The organism is Shinella sp. JR1-6 (genome assembly GCF_004284735.1).
Taxonomy (GTDB): Bacteria; Pseudomonadota; Alphaproteobacteria; order Rhizobiales; family Rhizobiaceae; genus Shinella.
Genome location: NZ_SHMI01000001.1, coordinates 339975 through 361371, shown reverse-complemented (window position 1 = coordinate 361371; position 21397 = coordinate 339975). Strand labels below are relative to the sequence as shown.

The following is a 21397-nucleotide window of genomic DNA, read 5'->3' as shown; positions in this document are numbered from 1 at the left end:
GCCGGCTGGCTGTCATGTTTCCGGTTTATCGAGAAACGGATCGCCCCTCCCGCGGCATCGCGGGCAAACAAGGAGAAGAGGACCATGACGTTTTTCCGATCCGGCCTTCTGGCCGCCTCCATCATCGCGCTCTCCAGCGGCTCGGCGCTTGCCGATTACGAGCTGAACATCCTGCACATCAACGACCTGCATTCGCGCATCGAGGCGATCAACAAGTTCGATTCGACCTGCTCTGCCGAGGAGGAAGGCAAGGGTGAGTGCTTCGGCGGCGTCGCCCGCCTCAAGACCGCGATCGACACCCAGCGCCAGGCACTGACGGGCAAGAACGTGCTGCTGCTCAATGCAGGCGACAACTTCCAGGGTTCGCTCTTCTACACCACCTACAAGGGCGCGGTGGAGGCCGAGTTCCTCAATCTCATGAAGTTCGACGCCATGACCGTCGGCAACCATGAATTCGACGACAGCGAGGATGGCCTCGCGACCTTCCTTGACAAGGTGCAGTTCCCCGTCGTCACCGCGAACGTCGCGGCCAGCGCCTCCTCGAAGATCGGCGACCGCATCAAGCCGTTCATCGTGCTCGACCAGGGTGGCCAGAAGATCGGCATCGTCGGCGCGGTGGCGAACGACACAGCGGAACTCTCCTCGCCCGGCCCGAATGTCCTGATCGGCGACGACGTCGCCGACATTACCGCCGCCATCGGCGAATTGAAGAAGCAGGGCGTCAACAAGATCATTGCGCTGACCCATGTCGGCTATCCGCGCGACCTTGCGGCCATCGCCAAGATCCCCGACGTCGACGTGGTGGTCGGCGGCCACACCAACACGTTCCTCTCCAACACCTCGGACAAGGCGGAAGGCCCTTACCCGACGCTGGTCGACAATCCCGGCGGCTACAAGGTGCCCGTCGTGCAGGCCGCGGCCTACTCCAAGTATCTCGGCAATCTCAAGGTCGTTTTCGACGATGCGGGCGTCGTGAAGGAATCCTCCGGTGAACCGGTGCTGATCGACGGCTCCATCAAGCCCGACGAGGCCGTGCTCGCCCGCATCAAGGAGCTGGGCGGCCCGATCGAGGAGCTGAAGAACAAGATCGTCGCCGAGAGCGCCGCGCCGATCGACGGCTCGCGCGAAGTGTGCCGCGCCGCCGAATGCGCGATGGGCAATCTGGTGGCTGACGCCATCCTCGACCGCACCAAGAGCCAGGGCATGACCATCGCCATCACCAATGGCGGGGGCCTGCGCGCCTCCATCGACGGCGGCCCGGTCTCCATGGGCGAAGTGCTGTCGGTGCTGCCGTTCCAGAACACGGTCGCGACCTTCCAGCTCAAGGGCTCGGACCTCGTCGCCGCTCTCGAAAACGGCCTTGGCCAGATCGAGGAGGGCGCTGGCCGCTTCCCGCAGGTCTCCGGCATGAAATATTCCTTCGACAAGTCGAAGCCGGCAGGCAGCCGCGTCGTCTCCGTCGAGGTGAAGGAAGGAGAGGCCTTCGTGCCGCTGGATCCGGCCAAGACCTACGGCATCGTCTCGAACAACTACATGCGCGCCGGCGGTGACGGTTACTCGGTCTTCGCCAAGGCGGGCCAGAACGCTTACGATTTCGGCCCGAACCTGGAACTGGTCGTCGCCGACTATCTTGCAGCACATCGCCCCTACCAGCCTTATACGGACGGCCGCATCACGGAAGTCGCCAATGCCACGGTCGTCGAGACCCCGGCAAGCACGGAGACAGCGACCGGAACCGAGGCCAAGCCCGCTGCAGGCGAAACGGCAACCAAGTCGGCCGAAGGCACCGCAACATCCGGCGAAGCCGCATCGGGCACCACGACCACGACGGCAGAAACCGCAACGGTGGCGGCAGGCGGCAAGCATGTCATCGCCCGTGGCGACACGCTTTGGGATCTTGCCAAGGCGGCCTATGGCGACGGCACGCTGTGGCGCAAGATCGCGGAAGCCAACGGCAATCCGCGGCCGCGCGCCCTGCATGTCGGGACGGAACTGTCCATCCCGACCAAATAAGGACAATTTGTCTCCACTATTTCTGCCGGCCCGGGCTTTCCCGGGCCGGCATTTCTTTTTAGAACGATTCTGAGCCGACCGGGCGTCCGCCGCGTTAAGAGCAATCCGGCGCGCATGCCGCGGTCTTGCACCCGCACTTGCAAGAAGAAAAAGCCCAAGAGCAATGAACGACACCCCGCACGCCGAGGACCGCACCATGCAGGACATCGCCGCCAAGCCCGCCGACCACACGCCCGTCAAACACGGTAAGGTCGGTGTGCTGCTGGTCAATCTCGGCACGCCCGATGGTACCGATTACACCTCGATGCGCCGCTACCTGAAGGAATTCCTGACCGACAAGCGCGTCATCGAATGGCCGAGGATCGCTTGGTATCCCATCCTCTTCGGTATCGTCCTCAACACCCGCCCGGGCAAGGTCGGCAAGGCCTACGAGACGATCTGGAACAAGGAGAAGAACGAGAGCTACCTGCGCACCTATACGCGCAGCCAGGCCGAGCTGATGGCAACGGCCCTCTCCGATTGCTCCGACGTCGTCGTCGACTGGGCGATGCGCTACGGCCAGCCTTCCATCGCCTCGCGCATGGACTATCTGCAGAAGGCCGGCTGCGAGCGCATCCTCGTCTTCCCGCTCTACCCACAATATGCGGCCGCAACCACGGCAACCGTCAACGACAAGGCCTTCGAGACTCTTTTGAAGATGCGCTGGCAGCCCGCCCTACGCACCGTGCCGCCCTACCACGACGACCCGGCCTATATCGACGCGCTCGCCATCTCGATCGAGAAGCACTTGGCAACGCTCGACTGGGAACCCGAGCGGGTGCTGACCTCGTTCCATGGTATTCCTCAAAGCTATTTCGACAAGGGCGATCCCTACTACTGCCAGTGCCAGAAGACCGCACGGCTGCTGCGCGAACGGCTCGGCTGGTCGAAGGAGAAGCTCGTCGTCACCTTCCAGTCGCGCTTCGGGCCGGAAGAATGGCTGCAACCCTATACGGACAAGACCGTGGAGAAGCTGGCACAGGAAGGCATCAAGCGCATCGCCGTTCTCAATCCCGGCTTCGTTTCCGACTGCCTGGAAACGCTGGAGGAGATCGCCGAGCAGGCCGCCGAGAGCTTCCTGCACAATGGCGGCGAAAAGTTCGCGCACATTCCCTGTCTCAACGATTCGCCCGAGGGCATGGCCGTCCTCGAAAAGGTCGTGCGACGCGAGCTTTCCGGCTGGATCTGATACCGGATAAATCTTGTCTTCGTCCAAATAGACTGGCGTCGCGGTCCGTATTCCTTAAAGTGGCGCCGCGTCGCATTGTCTGTTGGAGAGAAGAACTATGGATTTAGCCGGACTGGATATCGTCGTCATCGCCCTCGTGGTGCTGGTCATCCTGATTCTTTTTGCCGGGATCAAGACCATTCCGCAGGGATATCAGTACACGGTAGAGCGCTTCGGCCGTTATACGCGTACGCTGGATCCCGGCCTTAACCTGATCATCCCCTTTATCGACCGCATCGGTGCGAAGATGAACGTGATGGAGCAGGTGCTCGACATCCCGACGCAGGAAGTCATCACACGCGACAATGCCAGCGTCGCCTCCGACGCCGTCGCCTTCTACCAGATTCTGAACCCCGCCCAGGCGGCCTACCAGGTCGCCAATCTCGAGCATGCCATCATCAACCTCACCATGACCAACATCCGCTCGGTCATGGGATCGATGGACCTCGACGAGCTGCTCTCCAACCGCGACAAGATCAACGACCAGCTTCTGCGCGTCGTCGATGAGGCCGCCAATCCCTGGGGCGTGAAGATCACCCGCGTCGAGATCAAGGACATCGCGCCGCCGAAGGACCTCGTCGATTCCATGGCGCGGCAGATGAAGGCCGAGCGTGAAAAGCGCGCGCAGGTGCTGGAAGCGGAGGGCTCGCGCAATGCACAGATCCTGCGCGCGGAAGGCGCCAAGCAGTCTGCGATCCTCGAGGCCGAGGGCCAGCGCGAAGCGGCGTTTCGTGATGCCGAGGCGCGTGAACGCCTCGCCGAAGCCGAGGCCAAGGCAACGAAGATGGTCTCCGAGGCCATCGCAGCCGGTGACGTGCAGGCCATCAACTACTTCGTCGCACAGAAGTACACCGAGGCTATGGCCTCGATCGGCAAGGCGCCGAACTCGAAGGTTGTGCTGATGCCGATGGAGGCTTCCTCACTCATCGGTTCGCTCGGCGGTATCGGTGCGATCGCCAGGGAAGTCTTTGGGAGCGGCGGCGCGCAGGTGGCCAGCACGCCGCGCACGCGCCAGTCGACGCCCGCCACGACAACCACCGCCTCGACGCCTGCGTTCCGAAACCCGTTCGATACGCCGCAGGGAAGCTGAAATGATCCAGCGCATCGTCACGGAACTCGGCCCCTGGGCATGGTGGGTACTCGGCATCGTGCTGCTGATCCTCGAAGTGCTGATGCCCGGCGTCTTCCTCGTCTGGATCGGCATCGCGGCAGTTATCACCGGCGCTCTCTCGCTGCTGCTCTGGGAGACGGCCTTCTGGACCTGGCATGTGCAATGGCTGGTCTTTGCCGTTCTGTCGCTTGTCGCCGTTTTGATCGGCCGGCGCATCGTCAGCGCACGCGGCACCGCCTCCGACCAGCCTCATCTCAATCAACGCGGCCAGAGCCTCGTCGGCCGCACCGCGACGCTGGAGCAGCCGATCAGCGAAGGCCGCGGTCGCATTCGCCTCGATGATACGATGTGGAGCGTGCAGGGCCCGGACCTGCCGGTCGGCGCGCGCGTGCGCGTCACGGCCAGCAATGGCCGCGATCTCATGGTCGAGCCTGCCTGAAACAAAAAACCCGCATTTCCGGGAAATGCGGGTTTTGGTACGAGCCGTGGAGGATGCGGATCAGGCAACGCCGATTCGCAGCAGATCGTGGAAATGCACGACGCCGACAGGACGGTAAGTCTCGTCCGTAACGATCAGCGCGGAAATGTTGTACTGGTTGAGCAGACCAAGCGCGGCGGTTGCCAAGGTCGACGGCTTCACCGTCTTGGGGCCGCGCGTCATGATCTCGTCGACGCTGAGTTCGGCAAGATTGCGCGAAAGGTTGCGCGCGATATCACCGTCGGTGACGATGCCGACGAGAATGCCCTCGTCATTGATGACGCCGACGCAGCCGTAACGCTTCTGCGACAGGAGCAGAACCGCATCCGGCATAGACGTGCCGAGAGGAACGAGCGGCATGTTTTCGCCGCTGTGCATGATGTCGCCGACATGGGAAAGACTGGCACCGAGCTTGCCGCCGGGGTGGAAGGTCTTGAAGTCCGTTGCGGTGAAGCCGCGGGCTTCGAGAAGGGCAACCGCAAGCGCGTCACCGAGGGAAAGCTGCATCAGCGTGGAGGTGGTGGGCGCCAGGCCGTGCGGGCAGGCCTCCTGCTCCTTCGGCAGCAGCAGCAGCGTATCCGCCTCGCGGGCAAGAGCCGAGCGCTCGCCTGACGTGATGGCGATCAGCGGGATGGAGAAACGGCGGGAATAGGAAACGATACCCTGCAGTTCGGCCGTTTCGCCGCTCCAGGACATGGCGAGGATGACATCGTCACGCCCGATCATGCCAAGATCGCCGTGATTGGCCTCGACGGGATGCACGAAGAAGGATGGCGTACCGGTGGAGGCAAGCGTCGCGGCGATCTTCGCCCCGATATGCCCCGACTTGCCGATACCCGTCACGATGACGCGGCCGCTGATATCGCCGATGACGCGAACAGCTTCGCAAAATGCGTCGAAGAGCCGCCCTTCAAGGGCCGTCGAAAGGGCGGCAAGGCCAGCCTTTTCGGTTTCGACGGTACGGATTGCCGAGGCAATGGCGCCGGCACTGTCAACTTTTGCCTGTCTTTTGATCATGCGCCTCGTTAGCGCTTTTGCAATCTTCTGTCCATGCACGAAAGAACGCAGATTGTTACGGCGAGTGAGCTGGCGGTCGGCAACCAAGCGTTAACCACAACGATTTAGCCAGTGTTGTTTTACATACACAATGCGCATGCACCAGATTTTAGGGGCGCCATGATGAACTGGCGTCTGAGGTGTGAATGATGGAAATGACAATTCGGCCAAAGGCTTGACGATGACGTTCCGGTGCATGTGCGCGCGGCGAAGGTCGCTATCGAGAAGATTCTCGAGGCGCGGGTCTTGAAGGGCACGACTGGCGCGAAAGACTTGCCGCAAGAATGCACTGTTTTGCTAGACGTGTTCGCCGAGGTGCGGAACTGAGCTGGATGGGATGCACACCATTCCTACCAACGGCGTTGTCGTTGCAAAAATCCGTACTCTGCAACGCCGCGAATGTTATGCGCAGAACTCGAACAATATTCGCAATTTTTGCGACAATCACTCCTGGAGGACTATGTGCGACCGCTAGAACACGCCGACATTTCCACGTTTCGAGATGTGCAGTTCGTCCTGACCGACATGGATGAGACGCTGACCTATCAAGGCCGGCTTGCGGGGCACACCTATTTAGCTCTTGAGAATTTGCAGGCGGCAGGAGTGAAGGTAATTCCGGTAACCGCCGCCCCGGCCGGATGGTGCGATCAGATGGCCCGCATGTGGCCCGTGGATGGCGTAATCGGGGAAAATGGCGGATTCTTCTTCCGCCGTCATGATGCCGGACATGGCATCGAGCGACATTTCTGGCATAGTGATGATGACCGGCCGGCCGTATCCGAACGCCTCGAGGAAATCGGGCGGCAAGTGCAACGCGCCGTTCCTTCCGCCAGCTTTGCCGACGATCAGCCGTTCCGGCTCACCAGCCTTGCCTTTGAACAACCGAAGGATGCGGAAGTGCGCGCCGCGATCCTTAACGCACTTTGCGACGCTTCAGCCGATGCCACAGTTAATAATCTTTGGGTGCTCGGCTGGCTCGGGAAATATGACAAGCTGGCGATGGCGCGGCGGGTGCTTCTAGAACACTATGGCCTCGACATAGACGCTGACCGCTCGGCGGTCCTTTACACCGGAGATTCCACTAACGACGCGCCGATGTTCTCGTTCTTCCAGCATACGGTAGGCGTCAGTACCGTGACTGACTACCTCGACCAGCTCCCCCAATCGCCGCGCTGGATTACGCGCGGGCCGGGAGGTGCAGGCTTCGTTGAAGCAGTAAATGCCGTGATCGTGTCGCGCAAATCCTGACTTTCCGCCGAAATCCTCCAACACTGAGAAATCAGCGATTTTCTTGTCGCGATATTCGGTCGCGAGAAGCTCAGCTTCGCGACCGAACTTTGCAACATCACCTAAACCGGGCTACGACTTCTTCAATGCCAATCCGACACCCTTTCAGGAAAAGCGCGTGTCAAAAGCCTTGGTGTAGTCGGTTTCCTGCTTCAGCAACCCCACCCTGACCAATTCGTCGGTGAGCCATTTGTAGCGCTCAGCGGTCAGGCAACCGATGCCCTTATCCAGCGCATCGCCGCTATCAACGATGCCGTGTTTGTTGATCTTCTCGATGGCATATCCAGTTTGGCCAGAACGGCGACCATCTTCTCGCGGACGCACTGCACCGGATCGGCAGCGGAGCGAACCGGAACTGCGCTGGCGAGCTTGAGGACCTTGAGATGGGACATGCTGCGATCCTTTCCGAAACCGTTGAACATGTTCTCGAGATACAGCCGTCTGCCAAAAGGGCGAGCGAAGCGCTTTCTGAGGTATGCCCGATTTAGCCCTTAGATTGCAGGGCTGATTTGAACATGCCTGAGAAGGGATGGAAAGCGGTCAGCGACTTTCCAATTGGCTGGCAAAAAACAGCCTTCATTCGGCTTCCATGAAGTCGAACGGCTTTGCAGGGGCGAACTGGTCCGATGCCTCGCCGGCAAGGATACGGGCCATGTCAACCCCGAGATCCAGTTTGCGGACATGCGCGCCTTCAGAGAAGTCGAGTTTCTTCAAATCCACCCAGAAAACGTTGGGTGACGTTGCCGATTCACCATAGAAAAGCATGCTCTTCTGGTCCGCCACCACACGCCAGCGGGTCGTGGAAAGGTTCGGTGCCTCTGGAATGCTTACGCCATAGGGTGCCGAAGCGTTGCGGATCACGCTGAAAACGGCGGCGGCGGCAACCCGGGGATCGTCGCTCTGGGTCACCGTGTTGATATAGAAGCCGGCGCGTACGAAACGGTCTTCGGAGCGCCCGCTGCCGGGAAGGAATTTGAGGGAGTCGACCGCACTCCAGTATTTTTGCAAGGCGAGTTGGTCATCATAAGGCGGATCGTTCGTCACCACCTGATACGCGCGGCCATGATGGATGTTCAGCTTTCCATCGATCCACTCAAGAATGGCGCTGTCGCCGGTGGCGTCGGAGAGCGTCAAATGCAGTGGCGCGAGGCTGCCGGGACGGCCGGGCACCTCGCCGCTCACGACCTGCACAGGATGGGCGCGCGTATATTCAACCGCTTCCGAGACCGTTGCGAATTGATCGAGGTAGAATTGCGCCCAGATCGAGAGCGACATGCGCGACGTCGTTCCGTCGTCCTCCGGAAATTTCGTGGCGTTGAGCCATAGCAGGCTGGCGTTGAGGCCGGCTTCGTTCATGCCGTCGACCGTCGAGATATCGTAGCCGGAAACGGCCAGACTGCCGAACTTCGATGTCCATTCCACCGACCGCGGACCGGCGGCCCCGCTGCGCTTCATACCGCGGGGAAAAACCCAGAAGTTGCTGATCATCGGGTCCTTGAAGTCCATGTTGCGACCCGTCAGAATCCGCCCGTCAGGCCCCTGATAGACGACCCGTGTGCAGGCCTGGGCCTCGGCGGTCAGCAGCGCCGCAGCGGCGGTCAAGGTAACGAGGAAGCGTGTGAACCGAGACATGTTGAACATCATTCCATCCATAAGAAGGCTACGCGAAACCGTTGCCGATCAGAACCGATAGGTCAGGCCGAGAACCGGGCCGCTGAGGCGCGTGTCATAGACGTGACCGCCGCGCTTGTAATCAACGTCGAGTACCTTGTAGCCCACGGAGGCGGATAGGCGATCGCTGAAGACATAATTGACGGTTGCCAGCGCCGACCATGTGAGATCGGAGCCGGCGCCGAATCCGCCGATGTCAGCCTGCGCCTGCACCGACAACTTTTCCGTGATAGGAAGGAAGGCGCGTAGACCGACCAGTGGATCGACCCAGCCGAGGCTTTCGTCGTGATTGACAGACCCTCTCAAGCCGCCAATGCTCCCGGTAAGCGTCACATCGTTCGAGATGTACCAAAAGCGAGCGCCGCCAAGGGCATCCAGAGTGAACTGCGATGTATCGACAACCCGGTACCCGCCCATCATCGTGGCAGTGAACTGCCTCGTGTCAACCTTCGCATCGATGTTGCCGCCCGGCGGGATCACGCCGACACCCGGAATCGTCAATGCAGGCAGGGGCCCGACCCCATGGCCATCCGTCGTATCGACATACATGATGTCGCCCGAAAAGACGAAGCGGTCGTGGCGTCCCCAGATGTTGATGAAGCCGCCGAAATTCAGGTCGTCCATGACGTCGGAGAACGACTTTTCTACGCCGATCGTCGGGCCTCGTTGAAACGGAGAAATGCGCCCGTCGAGGCCGGCCGCCCACAAATAGGGCGTGACCTGCAAGGCCCAATTTTGGGTGTCTACCGGGACTTGCCCTTCCGCCAAGTTGAGAGCAGTGTCCGCACCATACGCGGAATGCGCACCGCAAAGGGATAGGGCAAGGACGACGGCATACCAAGGCGACAGAACCTCGCCGATGCCGGCGACGAACGGTCGCTCTTGAGGAGTGTGGTAGGCTTGATTCCGACCGTTGACCAGATCTTGTAATTTTTTGCCGGATCGAAACAGCATGACGCTCCCCTCTCTTTCCATTCACGTCAACTAAATTACTGATATCAATTAATAAATTGCGACATTTGATACTATGCTCCATACAGATCTCACCAAGTTCACGCAACCCACGACAGATTTGATTCAAGAAACTAGCGATCTGCAGGGGACGCTTTAAGCGTCCTCACCTCCTGCCATGAACGGCAGAAATTAAGGTCGGAAGCGGAAATGCCAATCGCGCAGCGACAGAAGCTCCACCATCCAGCATTCCAAGATCGCCGTCAAAATGGGACATCCCGTCATCGTATTGGAGACAACAGGGCATCCCATGCCACGGGGGAAGGCACGAACGGATGACGGTATGTCAGGGAAACTGTAACCCTAGGTCTTCGCTCGAAAGTCCATGCAGCTATCCGGGAATTCATTACGGAAATCGTCTTCGACAGCGGCGACCATTCCGCAATCGTCATCATAGCCAATGGTGTTTCCCATATCGGATTCAGCATGGGCGTTTCAATCGACAGTTCAGAGCACTAGCAGCGTAGTCGCATGGGACGAGAGTTCGCTCCACCGAATTTTCGAAGAGGTCCCTCGCTTGCAGCGATGCACAGCGTGCTTTGCTGAAACACGGTAAGGGGAAAAGAGATCCTTACAGATTTTCACCACCTGTTAACCATAAACTAACCCTTGGCTAATAGAGTGTTACCATGCGCGGAGACGTGGAAAATAACGCCGTTTTCCAAACACTTAAGCGCGAAGCGCCCGTGTAAGCAAAACAGCATTGGACTTTACGTTCGCTTAGGAAATCAAAAAGGGTCGCAGGCCACAGACATGCCAAAGGTAGAAGCAAGAGATCGCGAGGCAAGGATGCCCCGCCTGTCATGGCCTCTGGCCGGTCTTCTGCTTGCCGGCACCATGCTTGCAGCCACCCCGGCGTTCGCCCAGCAGCAGACCGTAAACGAGACACCCACATTCCAGGAGCCGCTCGACCCCCTCGTCCAGGCAACCGGGAGCGAGACGCCGGACACGATGGCGTTGCCGGGTGCCGAGACCACGGCATCGACCGAAGCGCTGAGCGACCCCGCCCTCACGGGCGACCAGGCAGAGGCGCTTTCCGAAGCCGCAAGCGACAACGACGCCATCCGGCGCACCGCCAGCGAGGGTGAGCGGCTGAACCTGCGGGAAGGCAGCGCCGACGCGACGAGAAGCAATTTCGGCGACCCCTATGAGCCGACCGGCATCCGCGTCGGCACGTTCGTGCTGCGTCCATCGATTACCCAGAGCATCGGCCATGAGCGCACGAAGGCCGGCAGCACGACGCGCCGGACCTATTCGCAGACCGGTTTTCGCGGCTCGCTGACCTCCGACTGGTCCCGCCACCAACTGATCATCAATGCCGAGGGCATCTACCAGCGCAACATCAGCGGCACCGGCGAGACGGAGCCGCAGGCGCGCATCGACAGCGACCTGCGCCTCGACCTCAGCGACGACACCATCGCGAACCTCACCGCCGGTTATAGTTTCGAACGCGAGGATTCCGCCGATCCCAACGCCGTCGACGGCGCCAGCGCCCAGTCCGGCGTGCATGGCTTTACCGCCGGTGCGCGCGTCCAGCGCGATTTCGGCGTGATCCGCGGCACGATCGGCGCCGAGATCGATCGCGAGGTCTACGGCTCGGTAAAACTCGCCAATGGCGGGAAGCTCAGCCTTTCCGATCGGAATTTCACGGAAGGCACGCTGACGGGACGCGTCGGCTTCGAACTGTCGCCCGCGCTGATTCCCTATCTCGAGGCTTCGATCGGCCGTTCGATCTATGACGAGAAACGCGATTCACTCGGCTACGAGCGTTCCAGTTCAACGGTGGTCGGTCGTGCCGGCGTGGAAATCGACCTTGGCGAGAAGCTGCGTGGCGATCTCGGTATGGGCTATCGGCGCTCCGCCTTCGACGACAGCCGCCTGAAATCGATTGCTGCCCTCGCGCTTGACGGCACGCTCACCTGGTCGCCGCAGCGTGGCACGGAACTCCGGCTCGGCCTCGCCACGGCGATCGAACCGTCTACCACCGCGGGCGAAAGCGGCTACGTCTCCTATGCCACTACGGCCGAACTGACGCACGAACTGCGCGAAAACCTCGTCGCGCGCCTGAGCGGCGCCTATACGTGGCGGGATTTCCGTTCGTCCGGCAGTGCCGATCAGAATGTCTACCTGGTCGGCACGGGTCTCACCTGGGACCTCAACCGCTGGCTCGCGCTGACCGGCGACATCTCCTACGAGTTGACGAGCCAGTCGCGCGGCAGCGACACCGGCGTCACGCGCGCCGGCATCGGTCTCGTCCTGCGTCGCTGAAGCTTATTTCAGCTTGGCGACGAGTTCCTTCAGCGGGCCTTCGACAGCCGGGCGGATATCCGCACGGGCCAGCGCGAAGGCGATGTTGGCCAGAATGAAGCCGTCCTTGGCGCCACAGTCATAGGTCTCGCCGCGGAAGTGGTAGGCGGCGAACTTCTGGACATCGGCAAGCTTCACCATGGCGTCGGTGAGCTGGATCTCGTTGCCGGCGCCCCGCTCCTGCGTGGAAAGGATCGGGAAGATTTCCGGCTGGAGAATGTAGCGGCCGTTGATGAAGAAATTGGAGGGCGCAGTGCCCTGCGGGGGCTTCTCGACCATCTTGGTGATGGCAAAACCGTCGCCGATCTTTTCGCCGACGCCGACGATACCGTATTTATGGGACTGCTCCGGCGCACATTCCTCGACGGCGATGACGTTGGCCCCGCTGTGCTCGAAAAGCTCGACCATCCCCTTCAGGCAGCCCTTCTCACCCTTCATGATCATGTCGGGCAGGAGCAGCGCAAAGGGTTCGTTGCCGACCAGCTCGCGGGCACACCAGACAGCATGGCCGAGACCCAGCGGCTCCTGCTGGCGGGTGAAGCTCGTCGAGCCGGCGACTGGCAGGATGCTTTCGAGCAGCGTCAGCTCGGCGGTCTTGTTGCGCTGGCGCAGCGTCTGTTCCAGTTCGACCTGGATGTCGAAATAGTCCTCGATGACCGCCTTGGAACGCCCCGTCACGAAGATCAGGTGCTCGATGCCGGCGTCCAGCGCCTCGTCCACCACATACTGGATGACGGGCTTGTCCACGACGGTCAGCATTTCCTTCGGAACGGCCTTGGTGGCCGGGAGGAAGCGGGTGCCGAGACCGGCCACTGGGAAGACTGCTTTGCGAACCTTGCGTGCCTGCGACATATTCACCTCGTTGCGCCCGTCGCCATCATGGCCGGGACGTATTTGTGCCGAAATAGAAGCCAATTGCTATTTTTTTGCAAAGGAAGACTTTTTTGCGAAGGAAGACGGGGCAAATTTTTGATGGTAAAGAATTTGTTGACTTCGTTTTTATAAGTTTTGCGTTCAGCCGGTGGTTCCACGCCATCGTACCGAAATTTGAGAAACGGACACGACAGCTGATGACACAGAATCTGAAAACCGTTCTGCGCCGATCCGCGCTCACTCTCCTCCTGTCGGCCGGGCTTTTCGCCCAGGCCACCGCGGCCCGCGCGGACGCCCGCTTCCAGAAGTGGATCGCCGACTTCTACGCGACAGCATCGGAAGCCGGTATCAGCAAATCGACCTACCAGAAGGCGTTTTCCGGCGTCAAGACACCCGACCCGGCCGTCCTCGAAAAGGCCGCCTACCAGCCGGAATTCAAGCACAAGATCTGGGACTACCTTGATTCGCGCGTCAACCCGTACACGGTGCGCATCGGCCAGGAAATGGCGGCAAAACACGGCCGCACGCTCGCCGCCCTCGAGCGCCATTTCGGCGTCGACCGCAACATCCTGCTGGCCATCTGGTCGATGGAATCGAACTACGGCGCGGTGCTCGAAAAGGACGACCGGCTGCACTACGTACCGCGAGCGCTCGCAACACTCGCCTATGCCGACAAGAAGCGTGCGAAGTTTGCACGCACGCAGCTGATTGCCGCCTTGAAGATCATCCAGCGCGGCGACATTGCGGCCTCCGACATGACCGGCTCCTGGGCCGGCGCCATGGGCCATACCCAGTTCATCCCGACGAGCTATCTGATCTATGCCGTCGACGCTGACGGCAACGGTCACCGCGACATCTGGAATTCGGTGCCGGACGCACTGGCGACCGCCGCAAACCTGCTTGCCAAGAACGGCTGGCAGGCCGGCAAGACCTGGGGTTACGAGATCATCGTACCGACCGGCGGGAGCAAATATTCCGGCCAGACGAAGACGCTTGCCCAATGGGCGAAGCTCGGCTTCACGCGCCCGAACGGCTCCGGTTTCAAGAACGGTGCGGACCGCGCCGAGCTGAAGCTGCCGGCAAACGGCGGGCCGGGCTTCCTGATGACCAAGAACTTCTTCGTCATCAAGCGCTACAACGCATCGGATTCCTACGCGATGGGCGTCGGCATGCTGGCCGACCAGCTCGCCGGCTATAGCGGCGTCAAGCAGCGCTGGCCGCGTCCGGAGGGCACACTCGACATCACGGAAAAATTCGAGCTGCAGACCCGTCTCAAGGAACTTGGCTACTACGACGGCGAAGTGGACGGCAATTTCGGCTCCGGCTCCAAGGCCGCGATCCAAGCCTTCCAGAACCGCATGGGCCTCTCGGCGGATGGCGAGCCGAGCCTGCAAGTGCTGAAGGCCCTGCGCCGCTAGGGCCTGTCGCAGTGAGGCGAAGGCGCCCCGGCCCCGACATGCGATAGTGCTCGAATCCCATAGAGACGAACAGGGGCGCTCCGGCGCCCCTTCTTGTTCGGGCTTTCGCTTGGCCCGCGCATTTGCCATCATGCCGCCACCGGGATCCGGCAGGGTAGCGGTCGAGACGGGAGCCTTCGCGATGAGCACGACAACGACCATGCGGATTGTGCGCCTCGGACTGGCCTTTGTGGCTGGGGCGAGCATCGTGGTGACCGCTCTTCCGGCCGAAGCCCAGCAGCGCAAGGAGCGCAAGACCATCCTGGAACTGCTCTTCGGCAAACCGAAGCGCGAGGAGGCCGCACCGGAGCGACAAATCAAGAAGCCGCGCACCGTCAACCGCAAGAAGAAGCAGACGACGACCATCGCGACGAAACCGGAGCCTGCGGCGATCGAGAAGCTGCCGGACGCCAAGGTCGTGCTTGTCGTCGGCGACTTCATTGCCGGAAGCCTCGGCGAAGGCCTCGTCGCCGCCTTCGAATCGACACCCGGCATCATCGTCGAGCGGCGCACCAACGGTTCTTCCGGCATCGTACGCGAGGACTACTACAACTGGCCGGCCTCCCTGCCCGGCCTGATCGCGGAAACGAAGCCCGCCCTCGTCGTGCTCAGCATGGGCGCCAACGACCGGCAGCAGATGGCGGTGGCCGGCGAGAAGGAAAAGTTCCGTTCCGAGGCCTGGACAAAGGAATATGAAGCACGGGTGGAGCGCCTTGCCATGCTCGCCCGCCAGGGCGGCAAGCCGATGATGTGGATCGGCATGCCGGCCTTCCAGTCTTCGGCCATGACGGCCGACATGACGACGCTGAACACCATCTATCGTGCTGGTGTCGAGAAGGCCGGTGGCGAATTCGTCGACATCTGGGACGGCTTCGTCGACGAAAACGGCAAGTTCGTCATTTCCGGCTCCGACATCAACGGTCAGCAGGTGCGCTTGCGCGGCTCCGACGGCATCAACTTCACCAAGGCCGGCAAGCGTAAGCTCGCCTTTTATGTGGAGAAGGAAATCCGCCGCGTGCTGGGCGACGCCGCTGCCGACGGCCCCGGACTGCAGGGCGACCTCAAGGATCTGGTGGTGACCGCACCGGCCGAGGACACCGAAATCACCAAGACCCTGCCGATCAGCCTCTCCGACCCGGCACTGGATGGCGGCACCGCGCTGCTCGGGGGCACGGCGATCAAAGGCAACGGCAAGAGCCTGCGCGAAAAGCTGGTGGAGAAGGGCGAGATCGCCGACGCCCCGCTCGGCCGGGTCGACGATTTCCGCTTGAATAAAATTGCAACGCCTTGATCATAGACGGGTGCTTTGACGGCGCCCTGCCTTCGAGGCTGTTGTGCGCCTTTCGCTGCTCGGCAGTCGAATCAGGCCACGATCCGGGGCAACATGATTCGGGCACAGAGACCGGGCTTGCGGTTTTCCAGCACGAAGCTGCCATTCGCCTCCTCGACGAAGCTCTCCGCAATGGCCAGTCCCAATCCCGCGCCTTCGCTCGTCGTGTCGAGACGGCCGCCGCGCTTCAGCACGAACTCGATCTCCTCCTCGGGGATGCCCGGCCCGTCATCGACGACTTCGATGACCGCGGCCGCCCCCTCCGCCCGGGCAAAAATACCGACAGTGGTCTTGGCGTAACGCGCAGCATTTTCCGCAAGGCTGCCGAGGATTTCGGCGAGGTCCTCGGCATCGATGCGCAGAATGAGGCCCGGTTCGATTTCCTGCTGCCAGTCGAGGTCACGCCCGGCCGGCGTGCGCGAGACCACGCTGACGACCTGCGAGGCGACGCGGCCGAGATCGCTGCGTGCCGTGTGCCCGCGCTCGGCCTGGCGGGCACGAGCCATCTCGTGATCGACATGGCGCCGCATGCGCAGGATGATCGCCTCGATATCGCGAGCGACGCTCTCCTCGCCCCGCTCGCGCAGGCGCAGCACGTCGCCGGAGAGGATCTGCAACGGTGTCTTGAAACCATGGGCAAGGTCGGCTGCCCGCTCGCGCGCCTTGCGCAACTGGTTCTCCCGTGATTGCAAGAGGGCATCCACCTCGCCGGTGAGCGGCAGGACCTCGTCCGGGAAATCGGTCCCGAGCCGTTCCGCCTTGCCGGCGCGAATGGCCGAAAGGCGCTCCGTCAGCGTCGCCAGCGGACGAAGGCCGACGAAGATCTGCACGAAGCTCGCAGCCAGGAGAAGGACGGCGAGCACCTGCACATAGGGCAGAAGATCTCCCTCGAATTCATCCGTGGCGCGCGAAATATCGGTTCGATCGATGGCGACGGCGACACGCAGGGGCAGCGCCCCGGCCCGCTCGCTGGTCACAACCTCACGCTCGACGAGCAGCAGCGACGCATCCCCCGGCCCCTTGATGGTCGCCGTATGCACACCGCCGGCCGGGATATCCGGCAGGGCCAGCACATCGTCCCAGAGCGAACGGGAGCGCAGCCGCTTCCCGTCCCCCTCGATCTGCCAGTAGAGCCCCGAAAGCGGCCGCTCGAACCGCGGATCGACCGGCGGCTTGACGAGGTGGAGCGTGGCGCCCGGCTGTTCGGCAAGACCGGCGATCACCTGGTTGAGATGCAGCATCAACTCGGCGGCGATACGCCGCTCCACATGCCGCTCGAACAGTGTCGACAGAACGAAGAACGCCGCCACGAGGGCGGCGATGATGGATGCGGCGCCGGCAAGCGCCAGGCGGAGACGCAGCGAACGGCGCGTCACGGAGCGGTCTCGCCCATATAGTAGCCGAAGCCGCGCCGCGTGCCGATGGCAACCGCGCCAAGCTTCTTGCGAAGGCGTGCGACAAGTGCTTCCAGTGCATTGGCATCGCGGGAGAAATCATCGCCGTAGAGATGTTCCTGCAGCTCGGTCGGCGGCACGATGCGGTCGCGGTGATGGCCGAGATAGCTGACGAGGCGATACTCAAGCGGTGTCAGCGATTGCGGCACGCCGTTGACGCTGACGCGCATCGCCCGTGTGTCGATGGTGACGGTTCCGATGGCGATCGTCGCCGCGCCGTGCCCGACGGACCGGCGGATGAGCGCACGGGCACGGGCCAGCAGCTCCTCGAACTGGAAAGGTTTCGGCAGATAGTCGTCGGCGCCGGCATCAATGCCCTCGACACGCTCGGCCCAGCTTCCGCGGGCTGTCAGCACCAGCACCGGCATGTGGCGGCCGTTGGCGCGCCAGCGCTTCAGGAGAGACATGCCATCCATGCTGGGCAGGCCGAGATCGAGGATGATGAGGTCATAATCCTCCGTATCTCCCAGGAACCAGGCGTCCTTGCCGTCCGAGGCGGTCTCGACGGTATAGCCGGCCCCCGTCAGCACGGCGGAAACATCGGCCGCAATGCGGGCATCGTCCTCGACGAGAAGCAGGCGCATCAGTCGTCGTCGTCCTCTACGATCGCCATCGTCTTGGCATCGAGCTGCAACTCGATGATCTGGCCGGACGGCTGGATGAACTCCAGCTCATATATATAGCGATCGCCTTCACGCTCAAGCTCGACTTCGATGAGATCGCCCTCGACATGCTTGCGGGCTTCCACGATGATCTGCTCGAGCGGACGCACGAGGCCCTGTTCGAGGGCGCGGCGCGCTTCTTCATGCTCTACCGCATCGTCGTCATCGTCCGCCTGCGCGCCCATCGGCGGCACCACGGAAAGGGCGATGAACAGGGCCAGCGCCAGCGGAAAAGGGGTCAATATCTTCTTGATCATGGGCCTACCTATACGCGCATCAAGCTGACAAATCGCTGACAGCGCCTGTCAGGCAAGCAACAGGCGGGCTGTGCGAAACCTCTCCTCACAACGACAGGAAAGGACTTCGCAAATGCGCCCCATCACGACCGGCCTTCTCGCCGCCAGCCTGCTTGCCCTTAGCGTGCCGGCCCTTGCAGAAACCACCACTGCACCCGTTCGCAAGACGCTGGAACAGGTCGCCACGGAACTTTCGGCCAAGGGCTACGTTATCCGCGAGCTCGAAATGGACGACGGCCACTTCGAGGCAAAGATCGTGGATGCAAAGAACGTGATCAGCGAAGCCAGGATCGACAGCTACACCGGTGAGATCCTTCGCCTCGAGCGCGAAGACTGATCCCCGCCCTCTCCCCATTCCATTGACCTCCCAAAAGAACAAGGACACTCCTCATGGTTAAGATTATCGGCACCTCCTCCAACAACACGCTCAAGGGCCAGTCGACGGGCGACGACCTCTACGGCAAGGGCGGCAACGACAAGCTCTTCGGCTATGGCGGCAATGACGACCTGGAAGGCGGCACCGGCAACGACTGGCTGCAGGGCGGCACCGGCAATGACGAGCTGACCGGCGGCTCGGGCCGTGACACCTTCGTCTTCTCCGCCGGCCGCGACGAGATCGACGATTTCTCCACGAGCGCCGACAAGATCATCATCGACAGCGCCCTCGGCGTGAAGAGCTTTGCCGAGCTGAAGGCGATCGCCAAGTCCGTCGACGGCGGCGAAGACGTGCGCTTCGACTTCGGCAACGGCAATACGCTGACGCTCGAGGACACCAAGCTGTCGAGCCTCAAGGAAAGCCACTTCTCCTTCAAGGCAGTTGACACCGACGAGCCGAAGGACCCGCGTTCGGGCGATGACGTGCTGAACGGCAACAGCAAGGCCAACACCATCTCCGGCGGCGACGGCAACGACCGCATCTCCGGCCACGGCGGCAACGACAAGCTTTCGGGCGACGCCGGCAACGACAAGATCTGGGGCGGCTCCGGCCATGACGACCTGGAAGGCGGCTCGGGCAACGACCAGCTCTTCGGCGGTTCGGGCAATGACGATCTCGAAGGCGGGTCCGGCAACGATCGCCTGGACGGCGGCACCGGCAACAACGAGCTTGAAGGCGGCGCCGGCCGCGACACCTTCGTCTTCAAGACCGGCAAGACCGAGATCGAGGACTTCCAGGCGAACTTCGACACGATCGAGATTTCCAAGAGCCTCGGCGTCTCCAGCTTCGCCGACCTCACCGACATCGCCCGCACGGCCGATGGCGGCAAGGACGTGGTGTTCGATTTCGGTCAGAGCGAACTGCGCCTCGACGACATCAAGCTCGCCAACCTCTCGGCGTCGGACTTCCTCTTCGTCTGAGGCAGGCGCGGCCCCTCATCCCGCTGCCGCGACCTTCTCCCCGCAAGCGGGGAGAAGGGATTTTGCGGCAAGGCCACGCCCAAAACACTGGAAAGCGATGCGGCATACGCCTTCTCCCCGCTTGTGGGGAGAAGGTGCCGGCAGGCGGATGAGGGGCACTTCACCAACAGCAAAGGGCGCGCCGGTTTCCCGGCGCGCCCTTTCGTCGTTGTCAAAAACCTCAGCGCGGCAGTGTGGTGGAGCCCATCAGCGCCTCGTCGATCGCGCGGGCAGCCTGGCGGCCTTCGCGGATCGCCCAGACGACCAGCGACTGGCCGCGGCGCACGTCGCCGGCGGTCCAGAGCTTTTCCACCGACGTCTTGTAATCGCGGTCGTTGGCGATGACGTTCGAGGAGCCGCGCTTGTCGGTGTTGATCGCGAGCTTGTCGCCGAGATCCTTCAGCACGCTGTTCGTGAAGGGCCCGCGAAAACCGATGGCGATGAAGGCGAGGTCCGCCTTGATGATGAACTCCGTGCCGGGTATCGGCTTGCGGCGATCGTCCACCTGGCAGCACTTGACGCCCGTCAGCACGCCGTCCTCGTCGCCGACGAATTCGAGCGTACCAACCTGGAATTCGCGCACGGCGCCCTCGGCCTGCGAGGAGGAGGTGCGCATCTTCGTCGCCCAGAACGGCCAGACGGCAAGCTTGTCTTCCTTTTCCGGCGGCTGCGGGCGGATGTCGAGCTGCGTGACCTTCACCGCGCCCTGGCGGAAGGCGGTGCCGACGCAATCCGACGCGGTATCGCCGCCGCCGACGACGACGATGTGCTTGCCGCCGGCGAGGATCGGATCGGACGGCCAACCGACGCTGTCGATGTTCTCGCGGCCGACGCGGCGGTTCTGCTGCACGAGATAGGGCATGGCATCGTGCACGCCGGTGAACTCGACGCCCGGGATGCCGGCATCGCGCGGGGTTTCCGAGCCGCCGCAATAGAGCACGGCGTCATGCTCGGCGAGCATCTCGTCCATCGGCTTGTCGACGCCGACATTGACGCCGTAGTGGAACGTGACGCCCTCGCCGCGCATCTGGTCGACGCGGCGGTCGATAAAATTCTTCTCCATCTTGAAGTCCGGAATGCCGTAGCGCAGCAAGCCGCCGGCCTTGGATTCGCGCTCGTAGAGATGGACCTCGTGGCCGGCGCGGGCGAGCTGCTGGGCGGCCGCCATGCCGGCCGGGCCGGAGCCGATGACCGCAACCTTCTTGCCGGTCTTCACCGTCGCCGGCTGCGGCACGATATAGCCCATCTCATAGGCCTTGTCGGCGATGGCCTGCTCGACGGTCTTGATGGAGACCGGCGCGTCCTCCAGGTTCAGCGTACAGGCTTCCTCGCAGGGCGCGGGGCAGACGCGGCCGGTGAATTCCGGAAAGTTGTTGGTCGAATGCAGGTTGCGGATCGCCTCTTCCCAGTTGCCGTTGTAGACGAGGTCGTTCCAGTCCGGGATCTGGTTGTGGACGGGACAGCCCGTCGGGCCGTGGCAATAGGGAATGCCGCAGTCCATGCAGCGCGCGGCCTGCTTCTGGACCTCGGGGTCCGACATCGGGATGGTGAACTCGCGGAAATGGCGGATGCGGTCGGAGGCCGGCTGATACTTCGCCACCTGCCGGTCGATTTCCATGAAACCAGTAACCTTGCCCACGTAAAAAATCCTCACTCAAAGACGGGCGCCGCTCGGGGCCCGATGCCGGAAGGCCGGCCAAGATGAATTCGATGCTGATGGCGTCTTCGC

General features: G+C 62.2%; 19 protein-coding genes. 10 read left to right on the top strand and 9 right to left on the bottom strand.

The genetic code is table 11. The features are described 5' to 3' along the window. The first annotated feature begins 84 nt into the window (after positions 1-84). From EXZ48_RS01620 to EXZ48_RS01605, 4 genes are all read left to right on the top strand, one after another. A complete protein-coding gene (locus tag EXZ48_RS01620) occupies positions 85-2013 on the top strand; it encodes a 5'-nucleotidase C-terminal domain-containing protein (protein ID WP_130514106.1) in 1929 nt (642 codons plus the stop codon). A gap of 196 nt (positions 2014-2209) precedes the next feature. Further along, positions 2210-3241, top strand: a complete 1032-nt coding sequence (gene hemH, locus EXZ48_RS01615) for a ferrochelatase (protein ID WP_130514226.1) — start codon at positions 2210-2212, stop codon at positions 3239-3241. A 97-nt stretch (positions 3242-3338) separates the two neighbouring features. Then, on the top strand, positions 3339-4370 hold the full coding sequence (locus EXZ48_RS01610; RefSeq protein WP_024271655.1) for an SPFH domain-containing protein: 1032 nt from the start codon (positions 3339-3341) through the stop codon (positions 4368-4370). Between the two features lies 1 nt (position 4371). Then, positions 4372-4830 carry an NfeD family protein gene (locus EXZ48_RS01605; protein WP_050746170.1) on the top strand — a complete coding sequence of 153 codons (459 nt, stop codon included), beginning with the start codon at positions 4372-4374 and terminating at the stop codon, positions 4828-4830. 60 nt (positions 4831-4890) lie between these two features. Here the strand turns inward: EXZ48_RS01605 and EXZ48_RS01600 are convergent, their stop codons facing one another. After that, entirely contained in the window at positions 4891-5886 is a 996-nt protein-coding gene (locus EXZ48_RS01600) for an SIS domain-containing protein (protein ID WP_023516170.1), read from the bottom strand. 501 nt (positions 5887-6387) lie between these two features. Here EXZ48_RS01600 and EXZ48_RS01595 point away from each other — a divergent pair. Then, entirely contained in the window at positions 6388-7173 is a 786-nt protein-coding gene (locus EXZ48_RS01595) for an HAD-IIB family hydrolase (RefSeq protein WP_245461886.1), read from the top strand. Positions 7174-7317: 144 nt separating this feature from the next. Here the strand turns inward: EXZ48_RS01595 and EXZ48_RS01590 are convergent, their stop codons facing one another. The 3 genes from EXZ48_RS01590 to EXZ48_RS01580 all read right to left on the bottom strand — a co-directional run bounded on the left by EXZ48_RS01590 (position 7318) and on the right by EXZ48_RS01580 (position 9837). Beyond that, positions 7318-7536 carry a hypothetical protein gene (locus EXZ48_RS01590; RefSeq protein ID WP_130514104.1) on the bottom strand — a complete coding sequence of 73 codons (219 nt, stop codon included), beginning with the start codon at positions 7534-7536 and terminating at the stop codon, positions 7318-7320. Between the two features lie 252 nt (positions 7537-7788). Further along, positions 7789-8856 (bottom strand): linear amide C-N hydrolase, encoded by a 1068-nt coding sequence (locus EXZ48_RS01585; RefSeq protein WP_037409717.1) that lies wholly within the window; start codon positions 8854-8856, stop codon positions 7789-7791. A gap of 36 nt (positions 8857-8892) precedes the next feature. Continuing rightward, positions 8893-9837 (bottom strand): hypothetical protein, encoded by a 945-nt coding sequence (locus EXZ48_RS01580; RefSeq protein ID WP_245461882.1) that lies wholly within the window; start codon positions 9835-9837, stop codon positions 8893-8895. An 846-nt stretch (positions 9838-10683) separates the two neighbouring features. Between EXZ48_RS01580 and EXZ48_RS01575 the strand changes: the two genes are divergently transcribed. Beyond that, the gene (locus EXZ48_RS01575) at positions 10684-12162 is read left to right on the top strand and encodes an outer membrane beta-barrel protein (protein ID WP_245461880.1); all 1479 of its coding nucleotides are present in this window, start codon (positions 10684-10686) and stop codon (positions 12160-12162) included. A gap of 3 nt (positions 12163-12165) precedes the next feature. Here EXZ48_RS01575 and galU read toward each other — a convergent pair whose 3' ends face one another. After that, positions 12166-13053, bottom strand: coding sequence for a UTP--glucose-1-phosphate uridylyltransferase GalU (gene galU, locus EXZ48_RS01570; RefSeq protein ID WP_050743802.1), 888 nt, complete (start codon positions 13051-13053; stop codon positions 12166-12168). 218 nt (positions 13054-13271) lie between these two features. Here galU and EXZ48_RS01565 point away from each other — a divergent pair, with 218 nt between their 5' ends. Next, positions 13272-14492 (top strand): lytic murein transglycosylase, encoded by a 1221-nt coding sequence (locus EXZ48_RS01565; RefSeq protein WP_050743801.1) that lies wholly within the window; start codon positions 13272-13274, stop codon positions 14490-14492. Positions 14493-14673: 181 nt separating this feature from the next. Beyond that, on the top strand, positions 14674-15822 hold the full coding sequence (locus EXZ48_RS01560; protein WP_130514101.1) for a DUF459 domain-containing protein: 1149 nt from the start codon (positions 14674-14676) through the stop codon (positions 15820-15822). A 71-nt stretch (positions 15823-15893) separates the two neighbouring features. Here EXZ48_RS01560 and EXZ48_RS01555 read toward each other — a convergent pair whose 3' ends face one another. Genes EXZ48_RS01555 through EXZ48_RS01545 form a run of 3 tightly spaced genes read right to left on the bottom strand, consistent with a single transcriptional unit; the run spans position 15894 to position 18234 of the window. Continuing rightward, positions 15894-17237 (bottom strand): HAMP domain-containing sensor histidine kinase, encoded by a 1344-nt coding sequence (locus EXZ48_RS01555; protein ID WP_130514100.1) that lies wholly within the window; start codon positions 17235-17237, stop codon positions 15894-15896. Beyond that, entirely contained in the window at positions 17234-17899 is a 666-nt protein-coding gene (locus tag EXZ48_RS01550) for a response regulator transcription factor (protein ID WP_023515673.1), read from the bottom strand. Before EXZ48_RS01550 ends, EXZ48_RS01555 begins: the two co-directional genes overlap by 4 nt. Then, positions 17899-18234, bottom strand: coding sequence for a PepSY domain-containing protein (locus tag EXZ48_RS01545; RefSeq protein ID WP_130514099.1), 336 nt, complete (start codon positions 18232-18234; stop codon positions 17899-17901). Before EXZ48_RS01545 ends, EXZ48_RS01550 begins: the two co-directional genes overlap by 1 nt. A gap of 112 nt (positions 18235-18346) precedes the next feature. Here EXZ48_RS01545 and EXZ48_RS01540 point away from each other — a divergent pair, with 112 nt between their 5' ends. Further along, positions 18347-18610, top strand: coding sequence for a PepSY domain-containing protein (locus EXZ48_RS01540; protein ID WP_050743798.1), 264 nt, complete (start codon positions 18347-18349; stop codon positions 18608-18610). Positions 18611-18663: 53 nt separating this feature from the next. Continuing rightward, positions 18664-19629: a calcium-binding protein gene (locus EXZ48_RS01535; RefSeq protein WP_130514098.1), complete on the top strand. Its 966-nt coding sequence runs from the start codon at positions 18664-18666 to the stop codon at positions 19627-19629. Between the two features lie 220 nt (positions 19630-19849). On the opposite strand, the gene EXZ48_RS01530 is transcribed toward EXZ48_RS01535, so the two are convergent. Then, positions 19850-21307 carry a glutamate synthase subunit beta gene (locus tag EXZ48_RS01530; RefSeq protein WP_130514097.1) on the bottom strand — a complete coding sequence of 486 codons (1458 nt, stop codon included), beginning with the start codon at positions 21305-21307 and terminating at the stop codon, positions 19850-19852. Positions 21308-21397: the final 90 nt, after the last annotated feature.

What these genes read in the sequence shown, in the direction of transcription:
- EXZ48_RS01620 (WP_130514106.1), top strand. Translation starts at nt 85, where the DNA reads ATGACGTTTTTCCGATCCGGCCTTCTGGCCGCCTCCATCATCGCGCTC.
- hemH (WP_130514226.1), top strand. Translation starts at nt 2,210, where the DNA reads ATGCAGGACATCGCCGCCAAGCCCGCCGACCACACGCCCGTCAAACAC.
- EXZ48_RS01610 (WP_024271655.1), top strand. Translation starts at nt 3,339, where the DNA reads ATGGATTTAGCCGGACTGGATATCGTCGTCATCGCCCTCGTGGTGCTG.
- EXZ48_RS01605 (WP_050746170.1), top strand. Translation starts at nt 4,372, where the DNA reads ATGATCCAGCGCATCGTCACGGAACTCGGCCCCTGGGCATGGTGGGTA.
- EXZ48_RS01600 (WP_023516170.1), bottom strand. Translation starts at nt 5,886, where the DNA reads ATGATCAAAAGACAGGCAAAAGTTGACAGTGCCGGCGCCATTGCCTCG.
- EXZ48_RS01585 (WP_037409717.1), bottom strand. Translation starts at nt 8,856, where the DNA reads ATGATGTTCAACATGTCTCGGTTCACACGCTTCCTCGTTACCTTGACC.
- EXZ48_RS01580 (WP_245461882.1), bottom strand. Translation starts at nt 9,837, where the DNA reads ATGCTGTTTCGATCCGGCAAAAAATTACAAGATCTGGTCAACGGTCGG.
- EXZ48_RS01575 (WP_245461880.1), top strand. Translation starts at nt 10,684, where the DNA reads ATGCCCCGCCTGTCATGGCCTCTGGCCGGTCTTCTGCTTGCCGGCACC.
- galU (WP_050743802.1), bottom strand. Translation starts at nt 13,053, where the DNA reads ATGTCGCAGGCACGCAAGGTTCGCAAAGCAGTCTTCCCAGTGGCCGGT.
- EXZ48_RS01565 (WP_050743801.1), top strand. Translation starts at nt 13,272, where the DNA reads ATGACACAGAATCTGAAAACCGTTCTGCGCCGATCCGCGCTCACTCTC.
- EXZ48_RS01560 (WP_130514101.1), top strand. Translation starts at nt 14,674, where the DNA reads ATGAGCACGACAACGACCATGCGGATTGTGCGCCTCGGACTGGCCTTT.
- EXZ48_RS01550 (WP_023515673.1), bottom strand. Translation starts at nt 17,899, where the DNA reads ATGCGCCTGCTTCTCGTCGAGGACGATGCCCGCATTGCGGCCGATGTT.
- EXZ48_RS01545 (WP_130514099.1), bottom strand. Translation starts at nt 18,234, where the DNA reads ATGATCAAGAAGATATTGACCCCTTTTCCGCTGGCGCTGGCCCTGTTC.
- EXZ48_RS01540 (WP_050743798.1), top strand. Translation starts at nt 18,347, where the DNA reads ATGCGCCCCATCACGACCGGCCTTCTCGCCGCCAGCCTGCTTGCCCTT.
- EXZ48_RS01535 (WP_130514098.1), top strand. Translation starts at nt 18,664, where the DNA reads ATGGTTAAGATTATCGGCACCTCCTCCAACAACACGCTCAAGGGCCAG.